22 protein-coding genes and 3 pseudogenes are annotated in these 24,563 nt (G+C 63.5%); 12 read left to right on the forward strand and 13 right to left on the reverse strand.

Annotation, left to right across the window (positions count from 1 at the left end):
• Nucleotides 1-89 precede the first annotated feature (89 nt).
• Nucleotides 90-1,778, reverse strand: a complete 1,689-nt coding sequence (locus tag CXY71_RS22430; protein WP_158252987.1) for a flotillin family protein — start codon at nucleotides 1,776-1,778, stop codon at nucleotides 90-92.
• Between the two features lie 798 nt (nucleotides 1,779-2,576).
• On the opposite strand from CXY71_RS22430, the gene CXY71_RS05550 reads away from it, so the two are divergent.
• Nucleotides 2,577-3,425 carry a TIGR00645 family protein gene (locus tag CXY71_RS05550; protein ID WP_233204441.1) on the forward strand — a complete coding sequence of 283 codons (849 nt, stop codon included), beginning with the start codon at nucleotides 2,577-2,579 and terminating at the stop codon, nucleotides 3,423-3,425.
• Here CXY71_RS05550 and pflA read toward each other — a convergent pair whose 3' ends face one another.
• The 3 genes from pflA to CXY71_RS05565 form a co-directional block, all read right to left on the reverse strand.
• Nucleotides 3,426-4,376, reverse strand: coding sequence for a pyruvate formate-lyase-activating protein (gene pflA, locus CXY71_RS05555; RefSeq protein WP_233204442.1), 951 nt, complete (start codon nucleotides 4,374-4,376; stop codon nucleotides 3,426-3,428).
• Between the two features lie 2 nt (nucleotides 4,377-4,378).
• Complete coding sequence (gene pflB / locus CXY71_RS05560) at nucleotides 4,379-6,649, reverse strand: formate C-acetyltransferase (RefSeq protein ID WP_104134675.1); 2,271 nt, start codon at nucleotides 6,647-6,649, stop codon at nucleotides 4,379-4,381.
• 81 nt (nucleotides 6,650-6,730) lie between these two features.
• The gene (locus tag CXY71_RS05565) at nucleotides 6,731-8,455 is read right to left on the reverse strand and encodes an AMP-binding protein (protein ID WP_304481825.1); all 1,725 of its coding nucleotides are present in this window, start codon (nucleotides 8,453-8,455) and stop codon (nucleotides 6,731-6,733) included.
• Between the two features lie 328 nt (nucleotides 8,456-8,783).
• Between CXY71_RS05565 and CXY71_RS05575 the strand changes: the two genes are divergently transcribed.
• Nucleotides 8,784-9,287 carry a GNAT family N-acetyltransferase gene (locus tag CXY71_RS05575; protein WP_104134677.1) on the forward strand — a complete coding sequence of 168 codons (504 nt, stop codon included), beginning with the start codon at nucleotides 8,784-8,786 and terminating at the stop codon, nucleotides 9,285-9,287.
• Nucleotides 9,288-9,705: 418 nt separating this feature from the next.
• On the opposite strand, the gene CXY71_RS05580 is transcribed toward CXY71_RS05575, so the two are convergent.
• On the reverse strand, nucleotides 9,706-9,885 hold the full coding sequence (locus tag CXY71_RS05580; protein ID WP_104134678.1) for a hypothetical protein: 180 nt from the start codon (nucleotides 9,883-9,885) through the stop codon (nucleotides 9,706-9,708).
• Nucleotides 9,886-10,173, reverse strand: a complete 288-nt coding sequence (locus CXY71_RS22575) for an FCD domain-containing protein (protein ID WP_368665860.1) — start codon at nucleotides 10,171-10,173, stop codon at nucleotides 9,886-9,888.
• On the opposite strand from CXY71_RS22575, the gene CXY71_RS05590 reads away from it, so the two are divergent.
• Nucleotides 10,095-11,663: a phosphotransferase gene (locus CXY71_RS05590; protein ID WP_158252989.1), complete on the forward strand. Its 1,569-nt coding sequence runs from the start codon at nucleotides 10,095-10,097 to the stop codon at nucleotides 11,661-11,663. The two genes, CXY71_RS22575 and CXY71_RS05590, sit on opposite strands and share 79 nt — an antisense overlap.
• 480 nt (nucleotides 11,664-12,143) lie before the next feature.
• On the opposite strand, the pseudogene CXY71_RS21865 reads toward CXY71_RS05590, so the two are convergent.
• Nucleotides 12,144-12,368 (reverse strand): annotated as a pseudogene (locus CXY71_RS21865) (Ku protein); the annotation flags it as partial.
• 56 nt (nucleotides 12,369-12,424) lie between these two features.
• Between CXY71_RS21865 and CXY71_RS21430 the strand changes: the two are divergent.
• Both CXY71_RS21430 and CXY71_RS21870 read left to right on the forward strand, forming a co-directional pair.
• Nucleotides 12,425-13,689 (forward strand): annotated as a pseudogene (locus CXY71_RS21430) (DNA polymerase ligase N-terminal domain-containing protein); the annotation flags it as partial.
• 53 nt (nucleotides 13,690-13,742) lie between these two features.
• Nucleotides 13,743-14,018, forward strand: a complete 276-nt coding sequence (locus CXY71_RS21870) for a hypothetical protein (protein ID WP_104134681.1) — start codon at nucleotides 13,743-13,745, stop codon at nucleotides 14,016-14,018.
• Here CXY71_RS21870 and CXY71_RS05615 read toward each other — a convergent pair.
• Both CXY71_RS05615 and CXY71_RS05620 read right to left on the reverse strand, forming a co-directional pair.
• Nucleotides 13,982-14,788 (reverse strand): DUF1206 domain-containing protein, encoded by an 807-nt coding sequence (locus CXY71_RS05615; protein ID WP_104134682.1) that lies wholly within the window; start codon nucleotides 14,786-14,788, stop codon nucleotides 13,982-13,984. The genes CXY71_RS21870 and CXY71_RS05615 overlap by 37 nt on opposite strands.
• Entirely contained in the window at nucleotides 14,785-15,024 is a 240-nt protein-coding gene (locus CXY71_RS05620) for a hypothetical protein (protein WP_104134683.1), read from the reverse strand. Before CXY71_RS05620 ends, CXY71_RS05615 begins: the two co-directional genes overlap by 4 nt.
• Before the next feature lie 312 nt (nucleotides 15,025-15,336).
• On the opposite strand from CXY71_RS05620, the gene CXY71_RS05625 reads away from it, so the two are divergent.
• Nucleotides 15,337-15,651, forward strand: coding sequence for a hypothetical protein (locus tag CXY71_RS05625; RefSeq protein ID WP_104134684.1), 315 nt, complete (start codon nucleotides 15,337-15,339; stop codon nucleotides 15,649-15,651).
• A 29-nt stretch (nucleotides 15,652-15,680) separates the two neighbouring features.
• Complete coding sequence (locus tag CXY71_RS05630; RefSeq protein ID WP_104134685.1) at nucleotides 15,681-16,682, forward strand: glutathione S-transferase family protein; 1,002 nt, start codon at nucleotides 15,681-15,683, stop codon at nucleotides 16,680-16,682.
• Between the two features lie 10 nt (nucleotides 16,683-16,692).
• On the opposite strand, the pseudogene CXY71_RS05635 reads toward CXY71_RS05630, so the two are convergent.
• A pseudogene (locus tag CXY71_RS05635) lies at nucleotides 16,693-17,715 on the reverse strand (DNA polymerase domain-containing protein).
• 58 nt (nucleotides 17,716-17,773) lie between these two features.
• Nucleotides 17,774-18,607: an aldo/keto reductase gene (locus CXY71_RS05640; protein WP_104134686.1), complete on the reverse strand. Its 834-nt coding sequence runs from the start codon at nucleotides 18,605-18,607 to the stop codon at nucleotides 17,774-17,776.
• Between the two features lie 582 nt (nucleotides 18,608-19,189).
• On the opposite strand from CXY71_RS05640, the gene CXY71_RS05650 reads away from it, so the two are divergent.
• Together CXY71_RS05650 and CXY71_RS05655 are read left to right on the forward strand one after the other, a co-directional pair.
• Nucleotides 19,190-19,678: a DUF427 domain-containing protein gene (locus CXY71_RS05650; RefSeq protein WP_104134688.1), complete on the forward strand. Its 489-nt coding sequence runs from the start codon at nucleotides 19,190-19,192 to the stop codon at nucleotides 19,676-19,678.
• A gap of 94 nt (nucleotides 19,679-19,772) precedes the next feature.
• Nucleotides 19,773-20,090 carry a DUF6457 domain-containing protein gene (locus CXY71_RS05655; protein ID WP_233198164.1) on the forward strand — a complete coding sequence of 106 codons (318 nt, stop codon included), beginning with the start codon at nucleotides 19,773-19,775 and terminating at the stop codon, nucleotides 20,088-20,090.
• A gap of 9 nt (nucleotides 20,091-20,099) precedes the next feature.
• On the opposite strand, the gene CXY71_RS05660 is transcribed toward CXY71_RS05655, so the two are convergent.
• On the reverse strand, nucleotides 20,100-22,391 hold the full coding sequence (locus tag CXY71_RS05660; protein WP_104134690.1) for an FdhF/YdeP family oxidoreductase: 2,292 nt from the start codon (nucleotides 22,389-22,391) through the stop codon (nucleotides 20,100-20,102).
• 155 nt (nucleotides 22,392-22,546) lie between these two features.
• Here CXY71_RS05660 and CXY71_RS05665 point away from each other — a divergent pair, with 155 nt between their 5' ends.
• From CXY71_RS05665 to CXY71_RS05675, 3 genes are all read left to right on the forward strand, one after another.
• Nucleotides 22,547-22,711 carry a hypothetical protein gene (locus CXY71_RS05665; protein WP_104134691.1) on the forward strand — a complete coding sequence of 55 codons (165 nt, stop codon included), beginning with the start codon at nucleotides 22,547-22,549 and terminating at the stop codon, nucleotides 22,709-22,711.
• Between the two features lie 165 nt (nucleotides 22,712-22,876).
• Nucleotides 22,877-23,344 carry a DoxX family membrane protein gene (locus tag CXY71_RS05670; RefSeq protein WP_104134692.1) on the forward strand — a complete coding sequence of 156 codons (468 nt, stop codon included), beginning with the start codon at nucleotides 22,877-22,879 and terminating at the stop codon, nucleotides 23,342-23,344.
• Between the two features lie 7 nt (nucleotides 23,345-23,351).
• A complete protein-coding gene (locus CXY71_RS05675) occupies nucleotides 23,352-23,912 on the forward strand; it encodes a GNAT family N-acetyltransferase (RefSeq protein WP_233198163.1) in 561 nt (186 codons plus the stop codon).
• An 82-nt stretch (nucleotides 23,913-23,994) separates the two neighbouring features.
• Here CXY71_RS05675 and CXY71_RS05680 read toward each other — a convergent pair whose 3' ends face one another.
• Nucleotides 23,995-24,477 (reverse strand): hypothetical protein, encoded by a 483-nt coding sequence (locus tag CXY71_RS05680; protein WP_146072751.1) that lies wholly within the window; start codon nucleotides 24,475-24,477, stop codon nucleotides 23,995-23,997.
• Between the last annotated feature and the right edge of the window lie 86 nt (nucleotides 24,478-24,563).

A 24,563-nucleotide genomic window follows, 5' to 3' on the forward strand; every position in this document is an offset into this window, starting at 1 on the left:
ACCAACGAATCCACCGTCCTCGTCGCCAAAGACTGCCACGCCAACCCCCACGGCCCCGGCTGCTAACCCCAGTTACGGCGGTCAGGGCACTACGGCAGCAGGCGGTCCCCGGCCTTCTTGGGCAGCCGCGCTGCCGCAGTGCGGGTGATTGCGGCAGCGGCTTCGTCAGCGACAGCATCGAAATCAACGTCGTCGATCGACTGAGAAACGGATGCTTCCGCTGCTGATCGCGCCGCTGCGGCAGCTGTCGCCGCGGACGCGGCCATCGACGTAGACTGCGATGTGGCCGACGGCGCGGCCGCGGCCGACACCGAGGTCGGCGTCACCCCGGACTGTGCTGAAGCAGCGCCCGTTGCGCTCGAGGGAGTCGGCGCAGCGCCAGCGGTCGAGGGGGCTGCGCTGCTGTAACTGGGTGTCGCGTTCCGCAAAGCGGCTCCCGCGGTGCCGCCAAGCAGGCCACCGAGCAGGTCCTTAATGCCGATCCCCATGGTGGAGCCGAGCACGGCGTCGACCTCGCTGAAGCCGGACGCGACGTTTTTGGAGAGTTGGCTGGCGCCATCCGTTGAAATAACCGTGAGCTGGTCAATGTTGCCTATCGGCGCCGCGAGCTCGTGCGCGATCTGCGGGAGCATTTCGACCAGGCGCAGCTGAATGAGCGCCTCAGACTGCTGAGCGACGGCCTCGGCTGAGAGCCGGGTGGCCGTCGCCTCGGCGGTACCGCGGGCGAGAATGGCATCGGCCTCGGCCTGGCCCTCAGCGCGCGTGGCGTCGGCGTTGGCGACACGGCTGTCGCGATCGGCAGTGGCCTTGGCGACGGATGCTTCGGCGGCGGCAATCGCTGTCACACGAATGCGATAGGCGTCTGCGTCGGCGATGGCGTTGACCTCGGACTCGAGCTCGGCCTTGCGCAGGCTGGCCCGGCGCTGGGCAGTGAGTTCCTGCTCCTGCACGATGGCCTGCTGCGCCTTCGCCTCAGCAAGCGGCTTCGACGCGGCGGCCTCGGCGGAGGCCTTGTCGGTATCGAGCTGCAGCGCGGCCTTACGCAGCGCAAGCGTGTTCTGAGCTTCTGCGATGGCCTGCTCGGCGGTGATCAGGGCTTCCTGCGACTCGCGGTTCGCAACGTGCTCGGCTACCTCGGCCTGACGACGCACCTTGGCCTGCTCGGCACGGCCGATGTCGCGAATATAGTCGTTCTCGTCGGTGATGCCCTTGATCTCGAACGAGTCAACGTCGAGCCCCTGATTGGCGAGCGATTCGCGGGCTGTGGCCAGCACCGACGTACCGAGCTCGTCGCGCTTTTGAATAACGGTCATAACGTCGGTCGCACCGATCGAGGAGCGCAGCGATCCGCTCAGTACCTCCTGCGCGAAGCCGTCAATGTTCTTGTCCTGTCCAAGAAAACGCTGGGCGGCGGCGCGAATGGCGGCCGGATCGTCGCCGACCTTGACGATGGCGACGGCCTCGACGGAGAGCGTGATGCCGTTGCGGTCCTGCGCGACGGCCGTGATCTCAATCGCGCGGCTGCGCAGGCTGATCTTGAACGCCTTCTGGAAGAACGGCGTGATGAACACGCCCTGCCCGTGCACGACCCGCTGGCCGGATTCCTCGAGCGTGGCGCCATCGACGATGGTCTTGCGGCTCTTCTTGCCCGTGATAATGAGGGCCTCGTCGGGCCCTGCGTTTTTATAGATCGTCTTGGCGTAAATCAGGCCGATAAGCAGAACCACGACAATCGTGAAGATGATCCCGGGGATCGGGCTGAACAGAAAATCGAGCATGGGGTCCTTCCGAGGAGCCGGCGCGTACATCGTTTCCGCGAATCGGTCAGACGACCTCGACGCAGAGCTGTTTCTCCAGTGTCGCAGGCCACAGCGCCGGATGCGAAAGATGTCGACAATAAGCGGATGCCATCGGTCGGGCCGAACCGACAGCAGTCGCCCCCAGCCCGCCGTGGGCGTAGAAGACAATTGGTACAACGCCGTCATGCTCGGCCACAAAGGCGGCAGATGCGTCGCAAAAATGGCGTCGACATCCTTCTTCGTGGTCTTGAACACTCCAATCGATGAAACTTTACCGCCACCGGGGTTGACCACGTGTGGGCGAAGGTGGTCGAGTCCACTTGGAGACAGCGAGGGCTGCCGTGTAGTTCAGGGCATCGGTTCGGGCATGGCTCCGTTCCTCTTCATTCAATTCATGCTGGAACAGGGGTGGGGCGTAACGACTATGGTGCTCCAGCGTTATTGCCGCGTTACTTCGTCCGAAGCCTTGACAGACCACGCCTGCGGTTGCGTCTTGCAGGCAGAAACGGATGCGGTGCCGGCCGCCGTGATAACTGGTACCGATCCCGAGCCTGCTGGCGCGCCGCTCGCTCGCCCGAGCGATCCCGGGCTCAGCGCTTGTGCACGTTCGCTGAGATCTTTCTGATCGTTCCGTCCATGCCCGCACACTGGCCGGGGAGCTCACGGCACCGTGCTGGTGAGCGACCATCGGGGCCGAATTCATCACTCGTCAGCGTACGTCCACAGAACCTGCGGCACACAGGTGGTTCTCACCCGGGCCTCGTTTATGATCAACCGGTGACTGAAACAGCCCTCTCCCGCCCGTTCCGGCCCCAGTCTCGCTGGGTGCGCAGCGTTGGCCTCATGATTTTCTTCAGCCGCTGGCTGCAGGCGCCCCTTTATATTGGCCTCATCATTGCGCAGATCATCTACGTGATCGTGTTCATGGTCGAACTCATCAACCTCGGCGGCGACGTCTGGACCTCGTTGACTGTGCCGGGGGACGACGGCAGCATCCACGTCGAAGAAGCCGCGATCATGCTCTCGGTGCTCGGCCTGATCGACGTAGTCATGATCGCGAACTTGCTGATCATGGTCATTATCGGCGGCTACGAGACGTTTGTGTCTCGCATCCGTTTGGAGGGTCACCCTGACCAGCCGGAATGGCTCTCCCACGTCAATGCCAACGTGCTCAAGGTCAAGCTCGCCATGGCCATCGTGGGCATCTCGTCGATCCACCTGCTCAAGACCTTCATCGAGGTCGGCGACCTGGCCGCGCGCGGCACCCCCGTCGATAACAACCCGACCGAAACCATCACAGGCAACATCTACACTTGGGACGGCGTGCTCTGGCAGGTCATCATTCACATGGTGTTCATCCTCTCGGCGATCGCACTGGCCTGGATCGACCGGATGTCCCAGTCCGGTCACGCCGCCCCGAAACCTACCCCCGGGCCGATCCTCGCTCTCGAGCCGTTTCCGGCCCTCACCGCCGCACCCGCACACCGCGAACTCGAAAACCACGCTGCTGGGGCATCGACCGGAGTCGCCCTGCATCTCTCGCAGCTCGCTCAACTGCGCGAGGCCGGCGTGGTGACGGATGCCGAATTCCTCGCCAAGAAGACGGAACTGCTCGCCCGCTTCTAGCTAGAACGTCGCGAGGCCGTGGCCCCGAAACTGGGCCCGCACCCGCTCCTGTAGCGCGGCATCGGGCGGCAGCACGCCGTGCAGCGGATACGGAATCGCCAGGCGATTCCATTTGTCCTCGCCCATCTGATGAAACGGCAGCATCTCGACCCGGGTGACGTTCGGCCACCGGGCCGCGATCTCGGCGACCGCATCAACGTTGTCGACCGCGTCGGTCAGCCCCGGAACGAGCACGAACCGCACCCACACGTTGATGCCACGCTCGCGCAGTCGGTCGCCGAACGCAATCGTCGGTGCCAGCTCGCGCCCGGTCACCTCGCGGTAAGTGTCGGGGAGGCCTGACTTCACGTCGAGCAGCACCAGGTCGGCGTTTTCCAGCAGTTCGTCCGTGGCACTCGCGCCGAGGTACCCCGACGTGTCAAGAGTGGTGTGCACACCGAGTTCGTGACACTCGGCAAACAGCCGCGCCACGAACGCGGGTTGCAGGAGCGGTTCTCCGCCGGATAGCGTCACGCCGCCGCCGGTCGCCGCGAACACGGCGCGGTAACGACGGATGCGCGCGAGCACGTCGTTCATCGACGTGAGTGCGCCGTTGCGCATCTTCCAGGTATCCGGATTGTGGCAGTACTGACAGCGCAACAGACAGCCGGAGAGAAAGTAGGTCAGCCGGGTGCCCGGTCCGTCGACCGACGTGACCAGCTCCCAGGAATGCACACTCGCCACCGTGCCATCGCGGATCGCTTCCAACTCTTGATGGTGCAGGTCGGTCGCCGCGGCAGCGCTGGACGCGGCGCAGGTCAGATCCAGTTGGTGCAGGTCATCTGCGGTCGAAGCTCGGGCAACGGATGCTGCGCGCATCGCCCGTCTGATGGCATCCGCTTTTGACGGACCGTCGGTGACCCGTTTCACCGGACCCAGACGGTGCGCTCCAAGATTGACCACGGCTGACACGGCTAGACGCTCGTGTGAAAGGTGCGGCTGATGACGTCGCGCTGTTGCTCCCGGGTGAGGCGCACGAAGTTTACGACGTAGCCCGACACCCGAATGGTGAGCTGCGGGTAGTTCTCCGGGTGTTCCATGGCGTCCTCGAGGGTTTCGCGGTTGAGCACGTTGATGTTGAGGTGATAGCCGTGCGATAACGTGTAGGCATCGATCAGGCCGACCAGATTGGTGACCTGCTCCGCGGGAGTGCGGCCGAGCCCGGTCGGCACGACCGTGTTGGTCAGCGAAATGCCGTCCTGCGCTTCGGAGTATGGCAGTTTTGCCACGCTCAGGGCCGATGCGAGCATGCCGTGGCTGTCCCGGCCGTTCATCGGGTTGGCTCCCGGCGCGAACGGGGCGCCGGCGCGGCGTCCGTCAGGCGTGTTGCCGGTCTTCTTGCCGTAGACCACGTTCGAAGTGATCGTGAGCACCGACTGGGTGTGCACGGCATTGCGATAAGCGGGGTACTGGCGAATCATTGCCATGAAGGTTTCGACGATGGTGACCGCGATCGCATCGACCCGGTCATCGTCATTGCCGAACGCGGGGTAGTCGCCGTCGATCGTATAGTCGACGACGAGGCCGCTGGCGTCGCGCACCGGGCGCACGGTGGCGTACTTGATGGCGGCGAGGGAATCGGCGGCGACGCTGAGGCCGGCGATGCCGCAGGCCATTGTGCGCAGAATAGTGCCGTCGTGCAGGGCCATCTCCAGGCGCTCGTAGGCGTACTTGTCGTGCATGTAGTGAATGCAATTGAGCGCGTCGACGTAGGTTGCGGCGAGCCATTCGAGGCTCGCGAGGTAGGCCGCCCAGACCGTGTCGTAGTCGAGCACGTCACTATCCAGGGGCGCTGTGACCGGGGCGATCTGCTCGCCGGTCAGCTCGTCGCGGCCGCCGTTGATGGCGTAGAGCAGCGCCTTGACCACGTTGGCCCTGGCGCCAAAAAACTGCATCTGCTTGCCGACGCCCATCGGCGAGACACAGCACGCAATCGCGGCGTCGTCGCCCCAGGCCGCACGAATGAGGTCGTCGGACTGGTACTGAATGGCCGAGGTATCGATGGAGACCTGCGGGCAGAAGCGTTTGAAACCGTCCGGCAGAGTATCGCTCCAGAGCACGGTGAGGTTCGGCTCGGGAGCCGGGCCCAGGTTGTACAGCGTCTGCAGAAACCGAAACGCGCTCTTGACGACGTGGTTGCGGCCGTCGAGACCGATGCCGCCGAGCGACTCGGTGACCCAGGTCGGGTCGCCCGAGAACAGCTGGTCGTATTCGGGGGTGCGCAGAAAGCGCACGATGCGCAGCTTGATCACAAGGTCGTCAATCAGTTCCTGCGCCTGGCTTTCGGTCAGGATTCCCGCCGCGAGATCTCGCTCCATATAAATGTCGAGAAAGGCGCTGTTGCGCCCAAACGACATGGCAGGGCCGTTTTGCTCCTTGACCGCACCGAGATAGGCGAAGTAGAGCCATTGCACCGCCTCGGTCGCGGTACGCGCCGGCTGCGTGACGTCGAACCCGTAGGTCGCCGCCATCTGCACGAGTTCTTTCAGGGCGCGTACCTGCTCGGCGTTCTCCTCGCGGGAGCGAATGATCTCCTCCGTGCTCGGCTGCGCGTCGAGTGCGGTGCGTTCGAGTTTCTTGGCCGCGATCAGGGCGGTAACACCGTAGAGCGCGACGCGGCGGTAGTCGCCGATCATGCGGCCGCGACCGTAGGCATCCGGCAGTCCGGTGATGAGGTGGCTGTGCCTGGCCCGCTTGACGGCGGGCGGGTAGACGTCGAAGACGCCGTCGATGTGCGTTTTGCGGTACTTCGTGAAAATGGTTTCGAGTTCGGACGAGACCGGGTATCCGTAGGTTTCCAGACTCGTGGCGACCATGCGCCAGCCGCCGAAGGGCATGATCGCACGCTTGAGCGGGGCATCCGTTTGCAGACCGACGATGATCTCGCTCGATTGGTCGGTGCAGCCGGGGGCATGCGCGGTGATCGACGCCGGGGTGGACGGGTCGACGTCGAGCGCGCGCTCCCGGGGGAACATCTCCGATAGCCGAGCCCAGAGTGCCAGGGTGCGCTCAGTGGCGCCGGTAAGAAAACTCGCATCGCCAGTGAACGGCGTGTAGTTGTGCTGGATGAAATCTTGAACGTCAATGCCGTGCTGCCACGGCCCGGCGGTGAAGCCGGCCCAGCCGTTGATAGCGCTGGTAGGGGCATCGGTTGTCGTGGCACGCGGGTTGTCAAGAAGGGTCATGCTTCCACGCTATCGACCGGGCCGGGCCCTGTCTCGGGCCGTAAGCCCCGACTTTCCCGCAGATTTTTCGAGCGGATACTGCTACCGCTTGAGCCCCGGAAACTGGTCGTCGCGCCATTCATCCGGCAGCCGGGCGCCCACGAAGGCCGCGTCGGCTTCGCGCTCCCGCAGTTCGACCCGGCGGATCTTGCCGGAGATGGTCTTCGGGAGGTCGAAAAACTCGACCCGCCGCACGCGCATGTATGCGGGCAGCCGGGTGCGGGCGTGCAGCAGTATCTTTTCGGCAGTTTCGGCCGTCGGCTCCCAGCCCGGGGCGAGGTGAATGTACGCCTTGGGAATGTTCAGCCGGGTCGCGTCCGGGGCCGGAACGACTGCGGCTTCGGCAACCGCGGGGTGCTCGAGCAGCACGCTCTCCACCTCGAACGGTGACACCTTGTAGTCGCTCGACTTGAACACGTCGTCGGTGCGGCCGATGAAGGTGAGGTAGCCGTCGGCATCCACAGTGGCGACGTCGCCGGTGTGAAAGAAGCCACCACGAATGGCGTGCGCGGTCAGATCGGGTTCATCGTGGTAGCCGGTCATCAGGTTGACCGGACTCGTCGACAGGTCCAAGCAGATCTCACCTTCCTTGGCAGGAAGTTCGGTGATCGGGTCGAGCAGCTTGATCGAGACGCCGGGCAAGGGTAGGCCCATCGACCCGGCTTTGAGCACCGATCCCGGTCCGTTTCCGACGATCGCGGTGGTTTCGGTCTGCCCGAATCCGTCGCGAATGGTCAGCTGCCAGCCGTCGTCGATCTGGCGAATGACCTCGGGATTGAGGGGTTCCCCGGCAGAGAGCAACTCGCGCAGGTTGGCCGGCCGGGGGCCGAGATCCGCTTGAATGAGCATTCGCCAGACCGTCGGCGGTGCACAAAATGTGCTGATCTTCGCGCGGTGCAGCTGCGCGAAGAGAGCATCGGGAGCGAATTTGGAGTAGTTGTAGACGAATACGGTCGCCTCGGCGATCCACGGGGCGAAGAAGCAGCTCCAGGCGTGCTTGCCCCAGCCTGGCGAGCTGATGGCGAGGTGCACATCGCCGGGGCGCAGTCCCAGCCAGTACATGGTCGACAGGTGACCGACCGGGTAGGAGGTCTGCGAGTGCAGCACCATTTTAGGCTTGCTCGTCGTACCGGAGGTGAAATAGATCAGTGACGGGTCAGCGGATGCCACGACCGTCGCGATGGGTTCCGGCGTGAGGCCGTAGGCCTCTGCGAAGTCGGCCCAGCCGGGCCGCGGTGCGCCAACGCTGATGCGGGTGTAATCGCCGGGAACCTCGTCGAACTTGGGCGCATCGGCCGCGTTCGCGATCACGTGCTTGACACCACCACGTCGTACCCGGTCAGTCAGGTCATGTGTGGCGAGCACTGCACTTGTCGGCATGATGACCGCGCCGACCTTCATGATGGCGAGCATCGCCTCCCAGATTTCGAGCTGGTTGCCGAGCATGAGCATAACGTGGTCGCCGCGACCAACGCCCTGCCGCACCAGCCAGGTGGCCACTTGGTCTGAGCGGTAGGCCATCTCGGCGAAGCTGAACTTCTGCTCGTTGCCGTCTTCTTCGACGATCCAGAGAGCGATCTTGTCGTTGCCGCGAGCGAGCACATCAAACCAGTCGGTCGCCCAGTTGAAGTGCTCGCCGACGTCGGGCCAGCGAAACTCTTGCGCGGCACGGGCATGATCGTCGCGCAGCGCCAACAGCTGGTCGCGGGCAGCCTTGTAGTTATTTGTGCTCGTGTTGATTGTGCTCGTGCTCACCGGATGAGTCATGCGATGTTGTCTCCTCTTGGCGAATCGTATTGCCAAAGCGAAACGGCAATAGTCCATTCTGACAGGACTGCGGAGTCGGGCCAGCCGCTGACGTGGCAACGGCCCAGTTGATCGTCTGCGCCACTACCGCGCATACTCCGCTGTTTGACTGCAGCCTGGTGCCCACCGACTGCTGCGTCGTCCCGACAGAACGCCCCCGCGTCTTCAAGAGCACCGGGATGTCCTGGGAAGATTTGGTCATCGCGGCCGCCGTCTACAGAGCCGGAACGCGCGCGGAGGCCTAGCGGGCCTGCGATTTGCGGGTGGCTCGCTGGCCTATCGTTAAAGGGTGACCTACTCGATTCGTTCTCTCGATGCCGCCGATCTACCACGCCTGCTCGCGCTCAACAATGCCGCCGTTCCCGCGGTCAACGAGCTGGATGCGCCGGCGCTGGCCGCGCTGGTCGAACTCAGCCACCTCGCGGTCGCTGTCGTCGCCGACGATGATGCGGCCGCAGAGGTGCTTGGCTTTGCCATCCTTTTTGTCGCCGGCGCCGAGTACGCGAGCGAGAACTATCGCTGGTTCTCCCAGCGATCCACCGATTTTCTCTATGTCGACCGTATCGTCGTGGCCGATGGTTTTCGCGGGCAGGGTCTCGGCCAGGTGCTCTACAACACCATCTTCGGTGCGGCCCGCCGCGAACTGCTCGCCGAGGTGCTGTGCGAGGTCAACCTCGAACCGCCGAACCCGGGATCCCTCGCGTTCCACGGCCGCCTCGGCTTCGCTGAGGTCGGCCAGCTGTCGACGAAGGGTGACACCGTCGTCGTGAGCTTGATGGCGGCATTCGTTTAGCGGGGGAGACGGACTGTTCTGTATACACAGTTTCGCGACGAATTCAAGGGGCAGCAAAGAACTGTGATTCACTCTATGGTCATTTTGACGCGAGCTACCGCTTGCGCAGAAATGAGCCAAGGGAAACCCCTCGATGCGACTCACCTGCCCGTTTTGCAAATCACCAGCTGACCTGAAACCCAACCCCGCGCAGGCTTTGCGCATCACCCTCCCCCTCTATGTCCTCAAGTGCACCGGCTGCGAGCGCACCAGCATTCGCGTCGAACCGGCCCGTCTGCCCCCCGCCCTGGCAGCGCACGCCTCGGCTTGAACCTTTTCGACTCCGGAAACGATCGGTCCCGGCGAGGCGCGCAACTGGCCGGGCGCTAAGCAGAGGCCGGGCGCTAAGCAGCGGCCGGGTGCACACAGCCCGTGCCGGTCACACCGATATGGATGCCGTCGTCCTATTCAGTCGCGCCAGCGCGCCCTCTGCATGGTCGCTGACTAGGCCCTCGACCAGCGTCCTGTCGCCGTTCAACACGGCCTCGGCGATACCGCGATGCTCCGCGATCCACTCTGCGTCGACCCGATAAAAGTCCTGGAGTACGGTCTGGCACATTTATGTCTCCGTCATCAGAGTGCTGTGGATGCGAGCGAGGCAGGGGCTGCCGCTCAGGGCAATCAGGCGTGCGTGGAACGCTAGATCGGCGTCGCTCATGGCGACACGGTCGCCGGCGGCCGCGGCCTGACAGAAACTTTTGCAAAACAGTGAGTCTCGGCCGCTTTGGCGCAACGGCAGAATCCCGGTTAGGGCGCTACGCTGGCGGCATGATCGATGGAGACAGCGTTCACCGTCCAAACCGAGATTCGCAGCCCCACAAAACCGCCGACGCGGACCTCGCGCCAAACCATCGCGGCACCCCGCTGCCCAGCTACGTCAACGCGTGGGTGTCGACGCAGCGTTGGTTCAGCAACAAGGGTCGCGTTCCCGCGCTGCGCAGCATCGGGCATTTCGCGCTCGACTGCGCCGAACCGGGAGTCACCATTCGCGTCGACTTGGTGCTCGACACAGCGAGCCTCACGCTCACGCTGTACCAGTTGCCGACCACCGAACGCGTCGAGGAATTACCCGGCACTGACAACGCCCTGATCACCGCGCGCCAACCCGGTTCGTTGAACGCGCGGTACATTTACGATGCAGCCTACGATCCCGCCTTCGCTACCGTTTTGCTCGCCTTTATGGAGCGGCAGGGCATGTCCGCGTCGGCCAAGTCGTCGGTGGCTGACCGCTCCGCCGCCGGCGCACGCGGCGAGGACCTGCGCCCGCGATCCAGCGCCCCCTCCAGTACGACGGTCGCAACCGTCGTATCGAGTCGGGTGCTCAGCGGAGAGCAATCCAATACCTCGATCATCGTGGAGCGCGTTGACGCGACCGGGGCCCCGGCGGTGCCGATTATTTGCAAGGTCTTCCGCATTATTCATGCTGGAGAGAATCCGGATGTGACGGTACAGGCCGCGCTGGCCGGTGCCGGATCTAGTCGGATCCCCCTGCCGTTCGGTGCTGTTCTCGGCCAGTGGGACGATCCGGCCGAACCCGGCCAGCGTGCGGTCGGCCACCTGGCATTTGCTCAGGAGTTTCTACCCGATGCACCAGATGCCTGGCGCACGGCATTGATCGCTGCCGCAGCGGGAAGTGACTTCACCGGCCCGGCCTTCCGTCTGGGCCAGGCCACCGCCGACGTGCACCACGATCTGGCGCGCACACTGCCGACCCTGGAGACGACCCCCAAAGTCATTGCCGCGGAAATGGCCAAGATGAGACTGCGCTGCAGTCAGACCCTGCACGAAGTTCCGAAGCTGGCCAAATACCAGTGCGCCATCGAAAAGGTGTTTGCCCGGGCGGAATCCGCCGTGTGGCCCAGACTCCAGCGCATCCACGGTGACTTTCACCTCGGGCAGGTTCTCGACGTGCAGGGCCGCGGCTGGGTGCTGCTGGATTTCGAAGGTGAACCGCTGCGCACTCTGCGAGAACGCACCCGGCCCGATGTCCCGCTGCGCGACGTCGCCGGCATGCTGCGATCCTTCTCCTACGTGTCCGGAGCGATGACGGCGACCACGGCCGAAGCCGCGGCCACCCTCACCTCAGCCGGTTCGTCGACCGATGCGATCACGAAGAATCTACCGTTGATTTCCGAATGGGCAACGGCCTGCCGTGGCGCTTTCCTCGACGGTTACGCGCAACGCTCCGGTCTCAAACTGACCGAGCAGCGTGCACTGCTCGATGCCTTCGAACTCGACAAAGCTCTCTACGAGGCCGTCTATGAAAGTCGCAACCGACCCGCCTGGCTGCCGATCCCGCTCGCTGCGGTCAAACGGCTGGTCGGCGCGCCAAACTGATCGTGGTCCGCGCTACCTAACTGTGGGCCACCGTCCGCAACATGCGCCGGGATTTCACGCTGATCGGACTCCTGGCGTACCTCGGTGTCCGGGGATCCCGCAGGCACATGAATGCACAATTTCAGCCAACGGATGCCCTTCAGCGCGTCCGCAGGCACGGCCACGTTCACCGGCAGCCCGGCAGCCCCGGCAGCGGCAGCGGAGTTCCTGTCCGCGGCGAGCGCGGGGATCTCGATGCGGGAGCGGCCAACGATGGTGCTCACAGCATCTGCTCTGGACACGTTCTCGACTAGTCCCGTCATGGTGAACGGTCCTGCCGCCGCAGCCTCGGCGAAGCACGCCGCGGGTCGTCGGCGGCCAGGCCGACAACTCACGAGGCCGAACGCGACACCGCTTCGGTTTGGGCTTGGCGCGATCCCGGCTGGCCTCCACGCTCTTCAGTTTGGCCTCGATGAGCGCCCGCAACTCGTCTTGGTAGTCGTCGTCGAAGGCCTTGTCGATGCGGTCGTAGGGAACGACCTTGGAACACACTTCACACCGACGTTGATAGCGGATGCGTCCCCCCTCGGCATCGTGCACCTGGTGCAGCGAGACGTCGTGATCTTCGGTAGCGCTGCACACCTTGACGGGCACGTTGACGGGCACGTTGACGAGTCCGAAGGTGATCGCACCGGTGCAGATGCTTCTCTTGCGACCAGTACACACCCGATCGAAGAATCCGTCACCTCGTCGACCACAAGATTTGGGAGCACAGTTGACGCATGAACGCCGGCATCCCGGTGGCATCCGTCGAAGGACACCGCATCACGCTCACTCACCTGAACAAAGTGCTGTATCCAGAAACGGGTGCCACTAAGGCCGACGCACGCGGCTACTACGCGGCCATAGCCGACGTGCTGATTCCGCACGCGGCCAATCGCCGGCCACCCGCAAACGCTGGGTACACGGTGTCGGAACGCTCGACGACCCCGGCCCGGTGTTCTTTCAGAAAAACCTCGAAGCGGCGACGCCGAGCTGGGTGAAACGGCGCGAGATCCAGCACAGGGACCCTGTCAACAGCTACCCGTTAATCAGCGACCTGGCCACGCTGACCTGGCTCGGCCAGATGTGCGCCCTCGAGATTCATGTGCCGCAGTGGTAGTTCGACCGCACCGGTACTCCGCGCAATCCGGACCGGTTCGTGCTGGATCTTGACCCCGGACCGGGCGTCGGGCTGCTCGAGGGCGCCGAGGTAGTGCGCTGGGCCCGGGCAATGCTGCAGGACATGGGGCTGGAAGCGATGCCGGTGACCAGCGGGAGCAAGGGCATCCACTTATATGCGGCGCTCGACCTGTCGTACACCTACGACCAGGAAAGGTGTTCGTCGACTGGAGCCAGAACAACGCCGCGAAGACCACGATCACGCCGTAGTCGCTGCGCGGGCGCAGCCATCCGATCGTCGCAACCTCGCGCACCTGGAAGGAGCTCACCTCGACCGAACTGCAACAGCTCGACTACAAGCAGGTGCTCGCCCGCCTGAAGCAGCGGAACGACCCGCTCGCACAGCTCGGTGCCGGGTCATTCGAGCCTACGGCGAGGGAGACCGCCTCCGACCTCGTCCCTCCGGACCGCCTCACGGTGTACCGCGACAAGCGCGACGGGAGTAAAACGCGGAGCCAGTGCCGGCATCCGTTTCGGGCGACACAGCCGGACACAGTTTCGTCATTCAGGAGCATCATGCCCGCAGCCTGCACTGGGATTTCCGGCTCGAACACGACGGGTGCTGGTGTCGTGGGCTCTGCCGCGCAACGTGCCGGTGTCACCGACCCAGAAGCGGCTTGCGGTACACGTGGAGGACCATCCGCTCGAATACGGCAGCTTCGAGGGAAATATTCCGGCTGGAGAATATGGTGCCGGCGACGTTACGATCTGGGATCGCGGTGACTCCGACCTCGAAAAGTGGCTCGATGATGAGGTGATCGTGACCCTACACGGCCAACCCGACGCCGGACTCGGCGGCACTGCCCGGTTCGCCCTGATTCGCACGCGCGCCGGTCGCGAGACTGGCTGAAAATCAAACACTTCCGTACCCAGGAGGTCGTGGTCGGCGGCTGGCGGCCCGGCAAGGGCATCCGGTCGGGCACAATCGGATCCCTGCTACTCGGGGTTCCCACCGACACGGGCCTGCGTTACGTCGGCCGGGTCGGAACCGGGTTCGCCGCGATCAGCCATCTTTATCTTGGTTACCATTTGGCAACGGATGCCCTCGCCTCACTATCGATCTCGCTCGTGCTGCTCGGTGGGAGATCGCCTAGAACACTCGTCAGGCCTCCCGCGGATTACAACCGGGCGCGGCGGGCGCGAACGAAGCAATAGAGGCCGTAAGCGATCAGGCCTACGCCGATCAGAATCAGGGCAATGGTTCCGAACGGCAGCGCGGCGAGAGCCTTAAGCGCCCCGTCGAGCCCGGTGGATTTGCTGGCATCATTGGTGACCGCGGCGACGCCGACGAGGATCGCGACCACGGCGAGCGCAATGCCCTTGGCGACGTAGCCGACGACGCCGAGGGCGATGACCGCGCGGCCGACCAATCCGCTCGGCACGGCGAGGTCTGACCGAAACTTCTGCGCTGCACCTTTGTAGATGAAATAGCCGCCGACACCGAGCACGGCCACACCGACCAGGAACAGCACGATGACGCCGCCCGGCGAGGATAGAAGCGACGAACTCGCGCTCTGCGTACTGCCGGCCGAGCTGGACGCACCGCCCAGGGCAAAGGTCAGCGCCGTAGTCCCAAGGGCGATGTAGACGATGGCTTTGGCAAAGTTGGCCAGACGACGCGCCCATTTACGTTTCAACTCGCCCTGCATCATGAATGCGGAGACGATTAGCCACACCCCAAGAGCGAACATGCCGACCACGACAATCCAGAGCAAAAACACCCCACCCGGGCCTGAAGCCAGCTGGGCGAGTGCCCCGCTCTGGTCGGCGGAGCCGCTGCCTGCACCGATCACCACGTTGATCGCGATCGACCCGATCAAAACGTGCAGCAGCCCGCTGACGGCGAACCCTAGCCGTGCCAACAGTTGCAGCGCCGAACTGTTACTCGCGTCGCGAGCGATGTGTGTCGCCGATGAGTTCTTCACGGGCTCAGCCTAGGTCGACGCACACCGTCGCGCGCAGAAATTTTTCTTAGCCGACGTACCGACAAGTCACCGGGTGACGTCGTCCCGAAATTCCGCGTCACCGGGCTCGAGGCGACCGCGAACTCGGCAGCGACACCGGCGATGTTGATCATCCAGTTGATGCCAGATTTGTCGCCCACCATGCCGAGACTGTCGGCCCAGACCGCTTTGTTGAGCGGCATCGTGACAGAACCCACCTCACCCGCTTCTCCCAGTACCCGGTCAGTTCGACCTCGTCCTCACCGCTGAGGGAGACGGTAACGCTGCTGCTCGCGGGGAGTCCCCTGCTTTGGGGCGGTCGGAGGCCATCAGCGAGAATCAGCTCGGAGTGGTCAGCCCGGAGTGCATGATCTTGTCCTTCTCGGTCGCGTTGTCGCGAAAGCCGAGGTACCGCTTAGGCAACTGCTCAGGGTTTGTTCTCCTGCTATGTCGGGTTGATGCTGTGAGTATTGCCCCGATCCGCGTCTCTGACGAGGTGCCGGGGGCGGGCGGGCGGGTACAGTGTCGGCATGAAGCTGATTGCCATCGACCCACCCACCCGCAGCTTTTCGCGCTGGCTGACCAACGAAGAAATAGCTCGCGTGATCGCCCACAAACGCGGCTGGCGTCAGGCGCCCGACGGCAGCGTACTGGCCGGCAAGATTCGCAAGACGCGCATCAGCGCCTCGCTGGAGCACCTCGGCGCCGCCGCTGTTGCGCACGGCTGGGCCAGCCGGCCGCGCACCGAACCGAGCGACAGCAGCGGCCCCACCCACATGATGTGGGGCATCATCGACGCCCGCACCGACGTCGAAATCGCCGAACAGCTCGGCGAAGCGGTCTAGGGACCGCCTGAGGCGCGTAGCGTGGAGGCATGAGCCTGAACCCCAGTTATATCAAGCCCGGCCTGGACTTCAATCGCGACACCAATTACATCGAGGACCGCATCACGCGGGATGGCCGGGACGGGTGGCCGGTCGAGGCGGGTCGCTACAGGTTGGTCGCAGCGCGGGCCTGCCCCTGGGCGAACCGCACCACGATCGTGCGCCGCCTGCTCGGCCTCGAGGGCGTCATCTCGCTCGGCCTGCCCGGGCCGACCCACGACAAGAACAGCTGGACCTTCGACCTTGACCCCGACGGGCTCGACCCGGTGCTCGGCATTGAACGCCTACAGCAGGCCTTCTTCGCCCGTTTTCCCGACTACCCGCGCGGTATCACCGTACCGGCGATCGTCGATGTACAGACTGGCAAGGTCGTCACCAACAACTACCCGCAAATCACCCTTGATTTTGAGACCGAGTGGACGGAGCACCACCGGGCCGGCGCCCCCGACCTCTACCCCGAAGCCCTGCGGGCCGAGATCGACGAGGTCGCCAACCTGATCTTTTACGACGTCAACAACGGTGTCTACAAGTGCGGCTTCGCCGGCAGCCAAGAATCGTATGAGCGGGCCTACGACGCCCTCTTCGCCCGACTGGATTGGCTCGCGGAACGCCTGGCCGGGCAGCGGTATCTCGTGGGCGACACGATTACCGAGGCGGACATCCGCTTGTTCACGACTCTGGCACGCTTTGACGCGGTGTATCACGGGCATTTCAAGTGCAATCGAAACAAGCTCAGCGAGATGCCGGTGCTGTGGGCTTATGCCCGCGACCTGTTCCAAACGCCCGGTTTTGGTGACACGATCGATTTCGACCAGATCAAGAAGCATTACTACGTGACGCACGTAGACATCAATCCCAGTGGCATCGTGCCAAAGGGACCGGATGCCGCCGCCTGGTTGGCACCGCACTCTCGGGCCGAGCTCGGTGGCCGCCCGTTCGGCACCGGTACCCCACCCGAGGCACCGCTGCCCGACGAGCGGATTGTGAACTAGTCACTTCGGGCTAGTCGGGGCGGCGAGCGAGGCTGGGCTGCACCCGCGGCGGCTCCCCCGGCATCTTAGGAAAGTCCGGCGGAAACGGCAGCTAGCCGAGGCCGCCGGCCAAATCACGTTCCCACCACGAATAGAGAGTGTCGATCGAGCCAGGCTGCTCGTGCATGGCGGCCCACGGGTCGCCCTGTTCCCGCAGACGGGTCGGCAGGGTGAGAATAGTGAACGTATGCGGGTCGGCCTAGGCGAGGTCGCTCCACCCCAGCGGACCGGACACCGGTGCGTGCGGCAGCGGCCGTGGGCTGTAGGCGCCGGCCATGGTGCGGTCACGGTTGGCCTGGTTATCTTCGATGAAGATGCGCTCGCCGCACTTTTCCTTCCTCCAGTTTGTGGTCACCTGGGTGGGCATCCGTCGTTCTAACTCGCGCGCCGCGCCAATGACCGCGTGTCGCATGTCAAGAAATTCGCAGGTCGGGGTGATCGGCGCGAACACGTGCAGTCCGCGATTTCCGGATGTCTTCACAAACGCGGTCAGACCGGCCTCGGCCAGCAGATTCTTCAATTCGACAGCGACCGGAATGGTGTCGGAGAAGCCCGTGCCCGGCTGCGGATCCAGATCGATGCGCAGTTCGTCGGGATTGTCCGAGAGTTCGGCCCGGGACGGCCACGGGTGGAACACGATCGTGTTCATCTGCACGGCCCACACTGCGGCGGCCGGTTCGTCGATGACGAGTTGCGGATGCGTGCGCCCACTTGGGTAGATCACGGGAACGGCCCGCACATAGTCAGGCGCGCCCTTGGGCGGGTTCTTCGAGAAGAACTGCTCGCCATCAATGCCGCCGCTGAAACGTTGCAGTGACAACGGACGGCCGCCGTTGGCCCGCACGAACGCCTCGCCCACCTCCATGAGGTAGTGGGCGAGGTCGAGTTTGGTGATTCCCGGTTCGGGCCAGAGCACCCGTTTCGGGCTGGACACGCGCACATCGCGCGGACCATGCGGGCCAGCAACCATCAGAACCACTGCATCAGAGCTCATGCGCACACTTTAGCCAGATTTTTTGGCCGCGCCAGCCTTCAGCTGTCGCTTCCGGCGGCTACGGGATGTAGTTGAATTGGTCGGGGTTCGGGCCGGTGCGCTCGTCGCGGTTCAGAGCAGTGATCGCCGCAACATCTGCTTCGGTGAGAACGAAGTCGAACAGGGCGAAGTTTTCGTCGACTCGGCTGCGGGTGACCGACTTCGGGAAGACGATGTCACCCCGCTGCAGGTGCCAGCGCAGGGTGACCTGGGCAGCAGTCTTATCGAGGCGGTCGGCGATTGCCAGGATCACCGGGTCGGAAAGAACTGCTCCCTGCGCGAGCGGCGACCAGGCCTCGGTTGCAATGCCGTGCTCGGTGTTGAATGCACGCAGCGAATCCTGCGTGAGGTACGGGTGGACTTCGATCTGGTTGACGGCCGGCACGGTGTCGGTCTCGTCGAGCAGACGCTGCAGGTGCTCGCGCTGGAAGTTGCTCACGCCAATGGTGCGAACGCGGCCGGATCGCTGCATTTCCTCCATTGCCTTCCAGGTTTCGACGAAGTCTCCAACAGCCGGGAGCGGCCAGTGGATGAGAAAGAGGTCAAGGTGATCGAAGCCGAGGGCATCCAGGGTGCGATCGAAAGCGGCAAGAGCATCGACACGGTCATGGAACCCGTTGTTGAGCTTGCTCGTGACGTAGATCTCAGACCGGTCCAGCCCAGACTCTGCGACGGCCTCACCGACCTCTTTCTCGTTACCGTACATCTCTGCCGTGTCAATGTGTCGATAGCCGGCCTCAAGAGCCGCGCGGGTCGCCGCCTTCGTCGTCTCCGGGGTAATTTGGTAGGTTCCGAAACCGAGCTGCGGAATACTCGTACCGTTGTTGAGGGTGATGGTGGGAACTGCAGTCATTGGTGTTTCTCCTGGTTAGAAATGTGCGTGCGACGATACGTGAATAGATCCAGTTTTCCAGTGGCCGTCCTACAAATGTTTCCGGCCCGCAATGGAGGCTAGCCGGGAAGTCGGAGTTGTCATGGTCAACATACCTAACTGCGTGCACGTGGAGAGGAAACCACTCACCCCAGAAAGATATTCCGTGTGCACAATGACCGAGGTACGCTCTCAGCCCGCACACATCGGTCACGCTGCAGCGCGCGATGTTGTTCACACGGTAGGAATAAAGTCACGGGTCCTACCTGACGCATCAAACCTCGCGCGGCCTTGTCTTCGTGGCCTACCTCGCTGACACCTGGTCATCGGTCCAGGCCGTCATCGTCGCCGCCCGATTCGGCCGCTGGTCGGTTCTGGTCAGTTCACCCGCCTGCATGACCGCGGGGTACTGCTCACCCGTTCGGCCGTGCTCATACTCGTTTTGGTCGGCGTGTCGCTGGCCATGGCCGGTTTCGTTGCGGCACACGCCGTGCCCCTGCTGCGACCATCGAACCCGGAGCAAGCACAACGCGTCCTCGCAGGTTGCCGACCTAGCATCGAATCATGATTGAGCGAGTGAACCGTGACCCTGTACGCCCCGGCCAGGAATCCGTCTGGGACTATCCGCGCCCGCCCCGCGTCGAACATACCGGTGAACACGTCACTATTGAACTCGACGGCGTGACCATCGCCGACACGAGTGATGTCGTGCGGGTGCTCGAGACCAGCCATCCGCCGGTGTACTACCTGCCGCGTAGCGCACTCGCACCGGGTGTGCTGCAACCCGCACCGGGCCATAGCTACTGCGAATACAAGGGAATCGCCGGCTACCTCTCGGTGGGCTCGCGCGCACGGGCTGCCTGGTTCTACCCCACGCCCACCCTGGGTTACGAAACGCTGGCCGATCGCGTCGCGATCTACCCGGGGGCGATGCACCGCTGCACCGTCGACGGTGAAACGGTGCAGGCACAGGACGGCGACTATTACGGTGGTTGGATCACCACGAAGATTGTCGGGCCGTACAAGGGTGCCGAGGGCACCACTGGGTGGTAGCTGTTAGCGAAAAATCGTTACTCACGATTTCACGGGTCGAGTTACCCTCAAACCAGCTTGGCATCCGATGTACCCGACTAATGAAGGAGCTGCTGTGAACCGCGACGAGGTTGACGAACAGATACTCAATCAGTGGACCCGCAGACTCAGCCAGGCCCTCCAGATTTTGGACCTGGAGGTAGACAACCATCTCGTGCTGAACGTGGCCGCTGAAGCCGCCCACGCTGTCAGCCCCATGGCCGCCCCCATCACCACGTTCATGGTCGGCTACGCAGCCGGTCTGGCGGCCGCCAATTCGGCGATGTCCTCGCAGACGGCCATTGCCCGGGCAGCGGAAGTTGTCATCACTGTCTGTCAGCAGCCCCCGACCGAAGGTCCCGACAAAACCGGCTGGGTGAACACTGCGCAATAACGTTCACGATCAGGCCGCACGCTCCAGCCGGATGATGACGGCCTTCGACACCGGCGTGTTACTCCCGTCGGCGACGCTATCGAGGGGCACGAGCACATTCGCCTCCGGGTAGTACGCGGCAACGCAGCCGCGCGGTGTCGGGTAGGCGACGAGCCGATATCCTCGCAGCACACGGTCGACGTTGTCGCTGAACTCGCTGTGCACGTCGACCAGGTCGCCGTCGGTGAAACCGAGGGCAATCAGGTCCTTCTTGTTGATGAAGACCACGTGGCGACCTTTTTTAATGCCGCGATAGCGGTCATCGAGGCCGTAGATGGTTGTGTTGAACTGGTCGTGACTGCGCAGCGTTTGCAACACCAGCCGCCCTGCCGGTAGTTCGAGATACTCGAGGGTGTTCGTGGTCAGCATGGCCTTGCCGATTGGAGTGTTGAACGTGCGCGAGTCCCGCGGTCCGTTCGGCAACATGAATCCGCCCTCCTGTCGGATGCGTTCGTTATAGTTTTCACACCCCTCGATCACGTGGGCGATGTGGTCACGGATGCGGTCGTAGTCGGCCTCGAAACCCGCCCAATCGACCGCGACTCGGTCATCGAGGACAGAGCTTGCCAGGCGCGAAATAATCGCGACCTCCGAGAGTAGATTCGGTGCGACCGGCTTGATCTTTCCCCACGAGGGGTGCACCGCACAGACCGTGTCCTCTACGGAGACGAACTGCACCCCGCTGGCCTGCTCGTCGATTTCGGTGCGCCCCAGGGTCGGTAGTATCAGTGCCTCCTTGCCGGTTACGGCGTGCGAGCGATTCAGTTTCGTAGAGATCTGTACGCTCATTTCGGTGCGTTGCATGGCGGCTTCAGCAATGCCGGTGTCGCTCATGGCAGAGACGAAGTTGCCGCCAAGCCCCAGCCACACCTTCAGCCTTCCGTCGCGCATGGCACGCACTCCGTCGACGGAATCAACGCCGTGCTTGCGTGGCGGGTCGAAACCGAACTCGGCTTGCAGGGCGTTGAGGAAGGCCGGCGGCATCTGCTCCCAGATGCCCATTGTGCGGTCACCCTGCACGTTGCTGTGGCCGCGAATCGGTGAGGCACCGGCACCGGGTTTACCGATGTTGCCGCGCAGCAGCAGCAGGTTGATGATTTCCTTGATGGTCTCGATGCCTTTTTTCTGTTGCGTCAGCCCCATCGCCCAGGTAATGATCACCCGATCAGCGCCCAGGTAGCGTTTTGCCAATTCGTCGATTTGTGCCGCGCGCAGGCCGGTCGCGGCCAGTACCATCCGCTCATCGAGTTGGGAGAGATGCTGGCGCAGCTCGATCAGCCCGTGGCAGTGTTCGTCAAGAAAAGCCTGATCGAGGATGGTTCCTGGGGCAGCGTCCTCGGCGTCGAGCACCCGCTTCGAGACGGCCTGCAGCAATGCCATGTCGCCGCCGAGGCGAATTTGCAGAAACTGGTCTGCGATATCGGTGCCGTGGCCAATGACTCCGCGCACCCGCTGCGGGTTCTTGTAGCGGCGCAGACCAGCCTCGGGCAGCGGATTGATGGCGACGATCTGGGCGCCAGCATCTTTGGCTTCTTCGAGCGCGGTGAGCATGCGCGGATGATTGGTACCGGGGTTTTGTCCCATGATGATGATCAGATCGGATTTCGCAAAGTCGTCGTAGCTGACCGTGCTCTTGCCAATGCCGACGGTCTGGCCCATGGCCCAGCCCGTCGATTCGTGGCACATATTGGAGCAGTCCGGCAGGTTGTTGGTGCCGTAAGCGCGCGCGAACAGCTGGTAGGCGAAGGCGGCCTCGTTGGAGGCGCGACCACTGGTATAGAACGCCGCCTGGTCGGGCGAGTCAAGGCCCTTGAGCTTGGCGGCGATCACCTGAAAGGCCTCGGCCCAACTGATCGGGCGGTAGTGGTCGCTGCCGGCGGGCTTGTAGACGGGTTCGACCAAACGGCCCTGCATGCCGAGCCAGTATTCGCTCTTGTCCCGCAGGTTTGTCAGGGAATGTTCGGTCCAGAAGTTGGTCGGAATGGTGATCGGGGTGGCCTCCCAGGTGACCGCCTTGGCACCGTTCTCGCAGAACTCGAAAGTCTTTCGCTGGCCCGGGTCGGGCCAGGCGCAGCTCATGCAGTCGAAGCCGTCTTTCTGGTTCATCGCCAGCAGAGCCCGCATCCCCCGCCGGGCGCCCATCTGGGTGATCGCTGGTTTCAGGGAGTTCAGCACTCCCGGTACGCCGGCTGCCCACGCTTTCGAGTGCGTGATCTCGATATCGTCGTCGGTGACGTCGTCGATTGGGGGGTCGCTGCTCATGGGGCACCGCTCTCGTCGTCTTCTTGTCGGCCATACGGTCGTCGCTGGCGACGATACACCGACACTGGTGGCAGCATCCGTTCTCAATCGAAGAATTTGATTTATACCCCCAAGGGTATAATGTAGAGATTCTTCCCCAACGAAAGGCGCCCATTATGTGCAGAGCTGTCACCTGCAAGACCTGCCAGAAGACCACCTGGGCCGGGTGCGGCCAGCACGTCGACCAGGTAATGAAAAATGTGCCGCGCAGCCAGCGCTGCGAGGGCCACGTCAAGGAGAAATCTACTGGAGGCTTCTTCGCCCGCTTGCTCGGCCAGTAGCAGCCGCGCTCAGGCCGACGCCGATGCCGTAACCTCAACATGTTCCGGGCCCGGGGTTCAAAGACACGCCCAGTAACTCGGTCGTTTCACCCGCGATTCGATGCGCGCACCATGATTGGTGGCGTCCTGGTCAAACGCTCGACTGAACACTTACACTCAATGCACATGACTTTTCCGGAAACTGGCGGGGCCGCATCGCGCTCGCGCCGCTCGCTGCCACGACTGCTCGGCCGGCTGGCCCTCGGCGCAGTACTGCTTTTGGCTGGAATCAGCCACCTCACGTTCAACCGGGAGGCATTCCAGGCTCAGGTTCCGGCCTGGGTTCCGCTGGACGCCGACCTGGTCGTCGTACTCTCCGGAATAGCCGAAATAATACTGGGAATCGCGTTGCTAACTCTGCACCGGTGGCGGGTACCCGTCGGCTGGGTCGTCACCGCGTTCTTCGTGGCAATTTTTCCCGGCAACATCTCACAGTTCGTCACGGCAACTGACTCCTTCGGACTGAATTCAGATATGTCGCGGGGCATCCGCCTCGCCTTTCAGCCGCTGCTCGTGCTGTGGGCGCTCTGGGCTACCGATGCGTGGCGAGCCTGGCGCAGCCGGGTTGCGGTCCAGCCTCCGTCAAAGCGATAGCAGGAGTATGCCCGCCATCGATATTGTGGGTCAAATGGACCCGCTAACCTTTCGTCGCGCCACGACCGATGATGTTCCGGTCTTACTGGTCTTGGTGACAAGCGCCTATCGGGGCGACGCGAGCCGCCAGGGCTGGACCTGTGAGGCCGACCTCATCGACGGGCAGCGCCTCGACGCCGACGTACTTCGTGGAGACCTCAGTCGCGCTGACAGCCTCGTTCTTCTCGGCGAACGCGGAGGCGAGCTGGTCGGGTGCGCGCATATCGCGAAGGATGTGGGCGATACGGCCTATTTCGGTATGTTCGCCGTGCGACCGACCGGCCAGAGCCAGGGCGATGGCAAACGTATCCTGGCCGAAGCTGAACGCCTGGCTGTCTCGGAATGGGATTCAACCGTGATGACGATGACGGTCATCAATGTGCGAGACTCCCTCATCGCGTTCTATGAGCGGAGAGGCTACCAGCGAACCGGCGTGCAGAAACCCTTTCACTTCGACACACGCTTCGGAATACCCAGGCGCGACGACCTACATCTCGAGGTGCTCGAAAAAGTTCTGCAGCACGGCTAAACACCCGCCTCTTGGAGGCGCGAGCATAAGCCGGTAATTGCGCCCCGTTCGGGTTGTGACGTGTGACAGGCCGCTTTGCGCATCAGGGCGCGGTACTGATGGGGCGTGAGCGCAACCACAGGCCTGACGAGGGATGAAACGGCAGCAGGAAATGTAGGAGGAGTCCGGACAGCGCCGTGACGGTTACCGCTCCGATGGCGCCGAAATTCGTGAACTGTGCCTCAACGTTGACCCCGGCCAACGTCGTCACGGTCCATCCGAGCGCCCACAGCGTGGCCATGCCCAGGGTCCACAGCCAGCGTCGGCGCGTGCGCGGCGGTAACCCCACGGCCTGCGCGGCACCGAGCACGATCCCGGTGATCGCTCCCATCAAGGCCAACTCCGGAAGCGTCGTGCGATAGTCGACCACCGTCGAGCCCAGGAGCAGACCCAAACCCAAACCAATTCCGGTCAGCGGAACCCAGTTCAGCGGATTGAGGCGACGCCGACTGACCAGAACCTGACCGAAGCCAATGACGACCCCACAAACCGCGCCACCGATAAGGGCCGATACGGGGTTACTCACGCGCCCTCCGACGGCCGTGCCGGCGAAACCCGCGATCGGGAACGCGAGAAATCCCACGCTCCACAGCAACCAGGTTGAGAAGAAGG

The sequence above is a fragment of the Cryobacterium sp. Y62 genome, from assembly GCF_002929785.1.
Taxonomy (GTDB): Bacteria; Actinomycetota; Actinomycetes; order Actinomycetales; family Microbacteriaceae; genus Cryobacterium.

Bases quoted from the DNA above. Each gene is read 5' to 3' on its own strand.
- CXY71_RS05630 (WP_104134685.1), top strand. From the start codon at position 15,681: ATGAGCCTGAACCCCAGTTATATCAAGCCCGGCCTGGACTTCAATCGC.
- CXY71_RS05650 (WP_104134688.1), top strand. From the start codon at position 19,190: ATGATTGAGCGAGTGAACCGTGACCCTGTACGCCCCGGCCAGGAATCC.
- CXY71_RS05640 (WP_104134686.1), bottom strand. From the start codon at position 18,607: ATGACTGCAGTTCCCACCATCACCCTCAACAACGGTACGAGTATTCCG.
- CXY71_RS05665 (WP_104134691.1), top strand. From the start codon at position 22,547: ATGTGCAGAGCTGTCACCTGCAAGACCTGCCAGAAGACCACCTGGGCC.
- CXY71_RS05660 (WP_104134690.1), bottom strand. From the start codon at position 22,391: ATGAGCAGCGACCCCCCAATCGACGACGTCACCGACGACGATATCGAG.
- CXY71_RS05625 (WP_104134684.1), top strand. From the start codon at position 15,337: ATGAAGCTGATTGCCATCGACCCACCCACCCGCAGCTTTTCGCGCTGG.
- CXY71_RS05675 (WP_233198163.1), top strand. From the start codon at position 23,352: ATGCCCGCCATCGATATTGTGGGTCAAATGGACCCGCTAACCTTTCGT.
- CXY71_RS05565 (WP_304481825.1), bottom strand. From the start codon at position 8,455: ATGACTCATCCGGTGAGCACGAGCACAATCAACACGAGCACAAATAAC.
- CXY71_RS05590 (WP_158252989.1), top strand. From the start codon at position 10,095: ATGATCGATGGAGACAGCGTTCACCGTCCAAACCGAGATTCGCAGCCC.
- CXY71_RS05670 (WP_104134692.1), top strand. From the start codon at position 22,877: ATGACTTTTCCGGAAACTGGCGGGGCCGCATCGCGCTCGCGCCGCTCG.
- CXY71_RS22430 (WP_158252987.1), bottom strand. From the start codon at position 1,778: ATGCTCGATTTTCTGTTCAGCCCGATCCCCGGGATCATCTTCACGATT.
- CXY71_RS05580 (WP_104134678.1), bottom strand. From the start codon at position 9,885: ATGTGCCAGACCGTACTCCAGGACTTTTATCGGGTCGACGCAGAGTGG.
- pflB (WP_104134675.1), bottom strand. From the start codon at position 6,649: ATGACCCTTCTTGACAACCCGCGTGCCACGACAACCGATGCCCCTACC.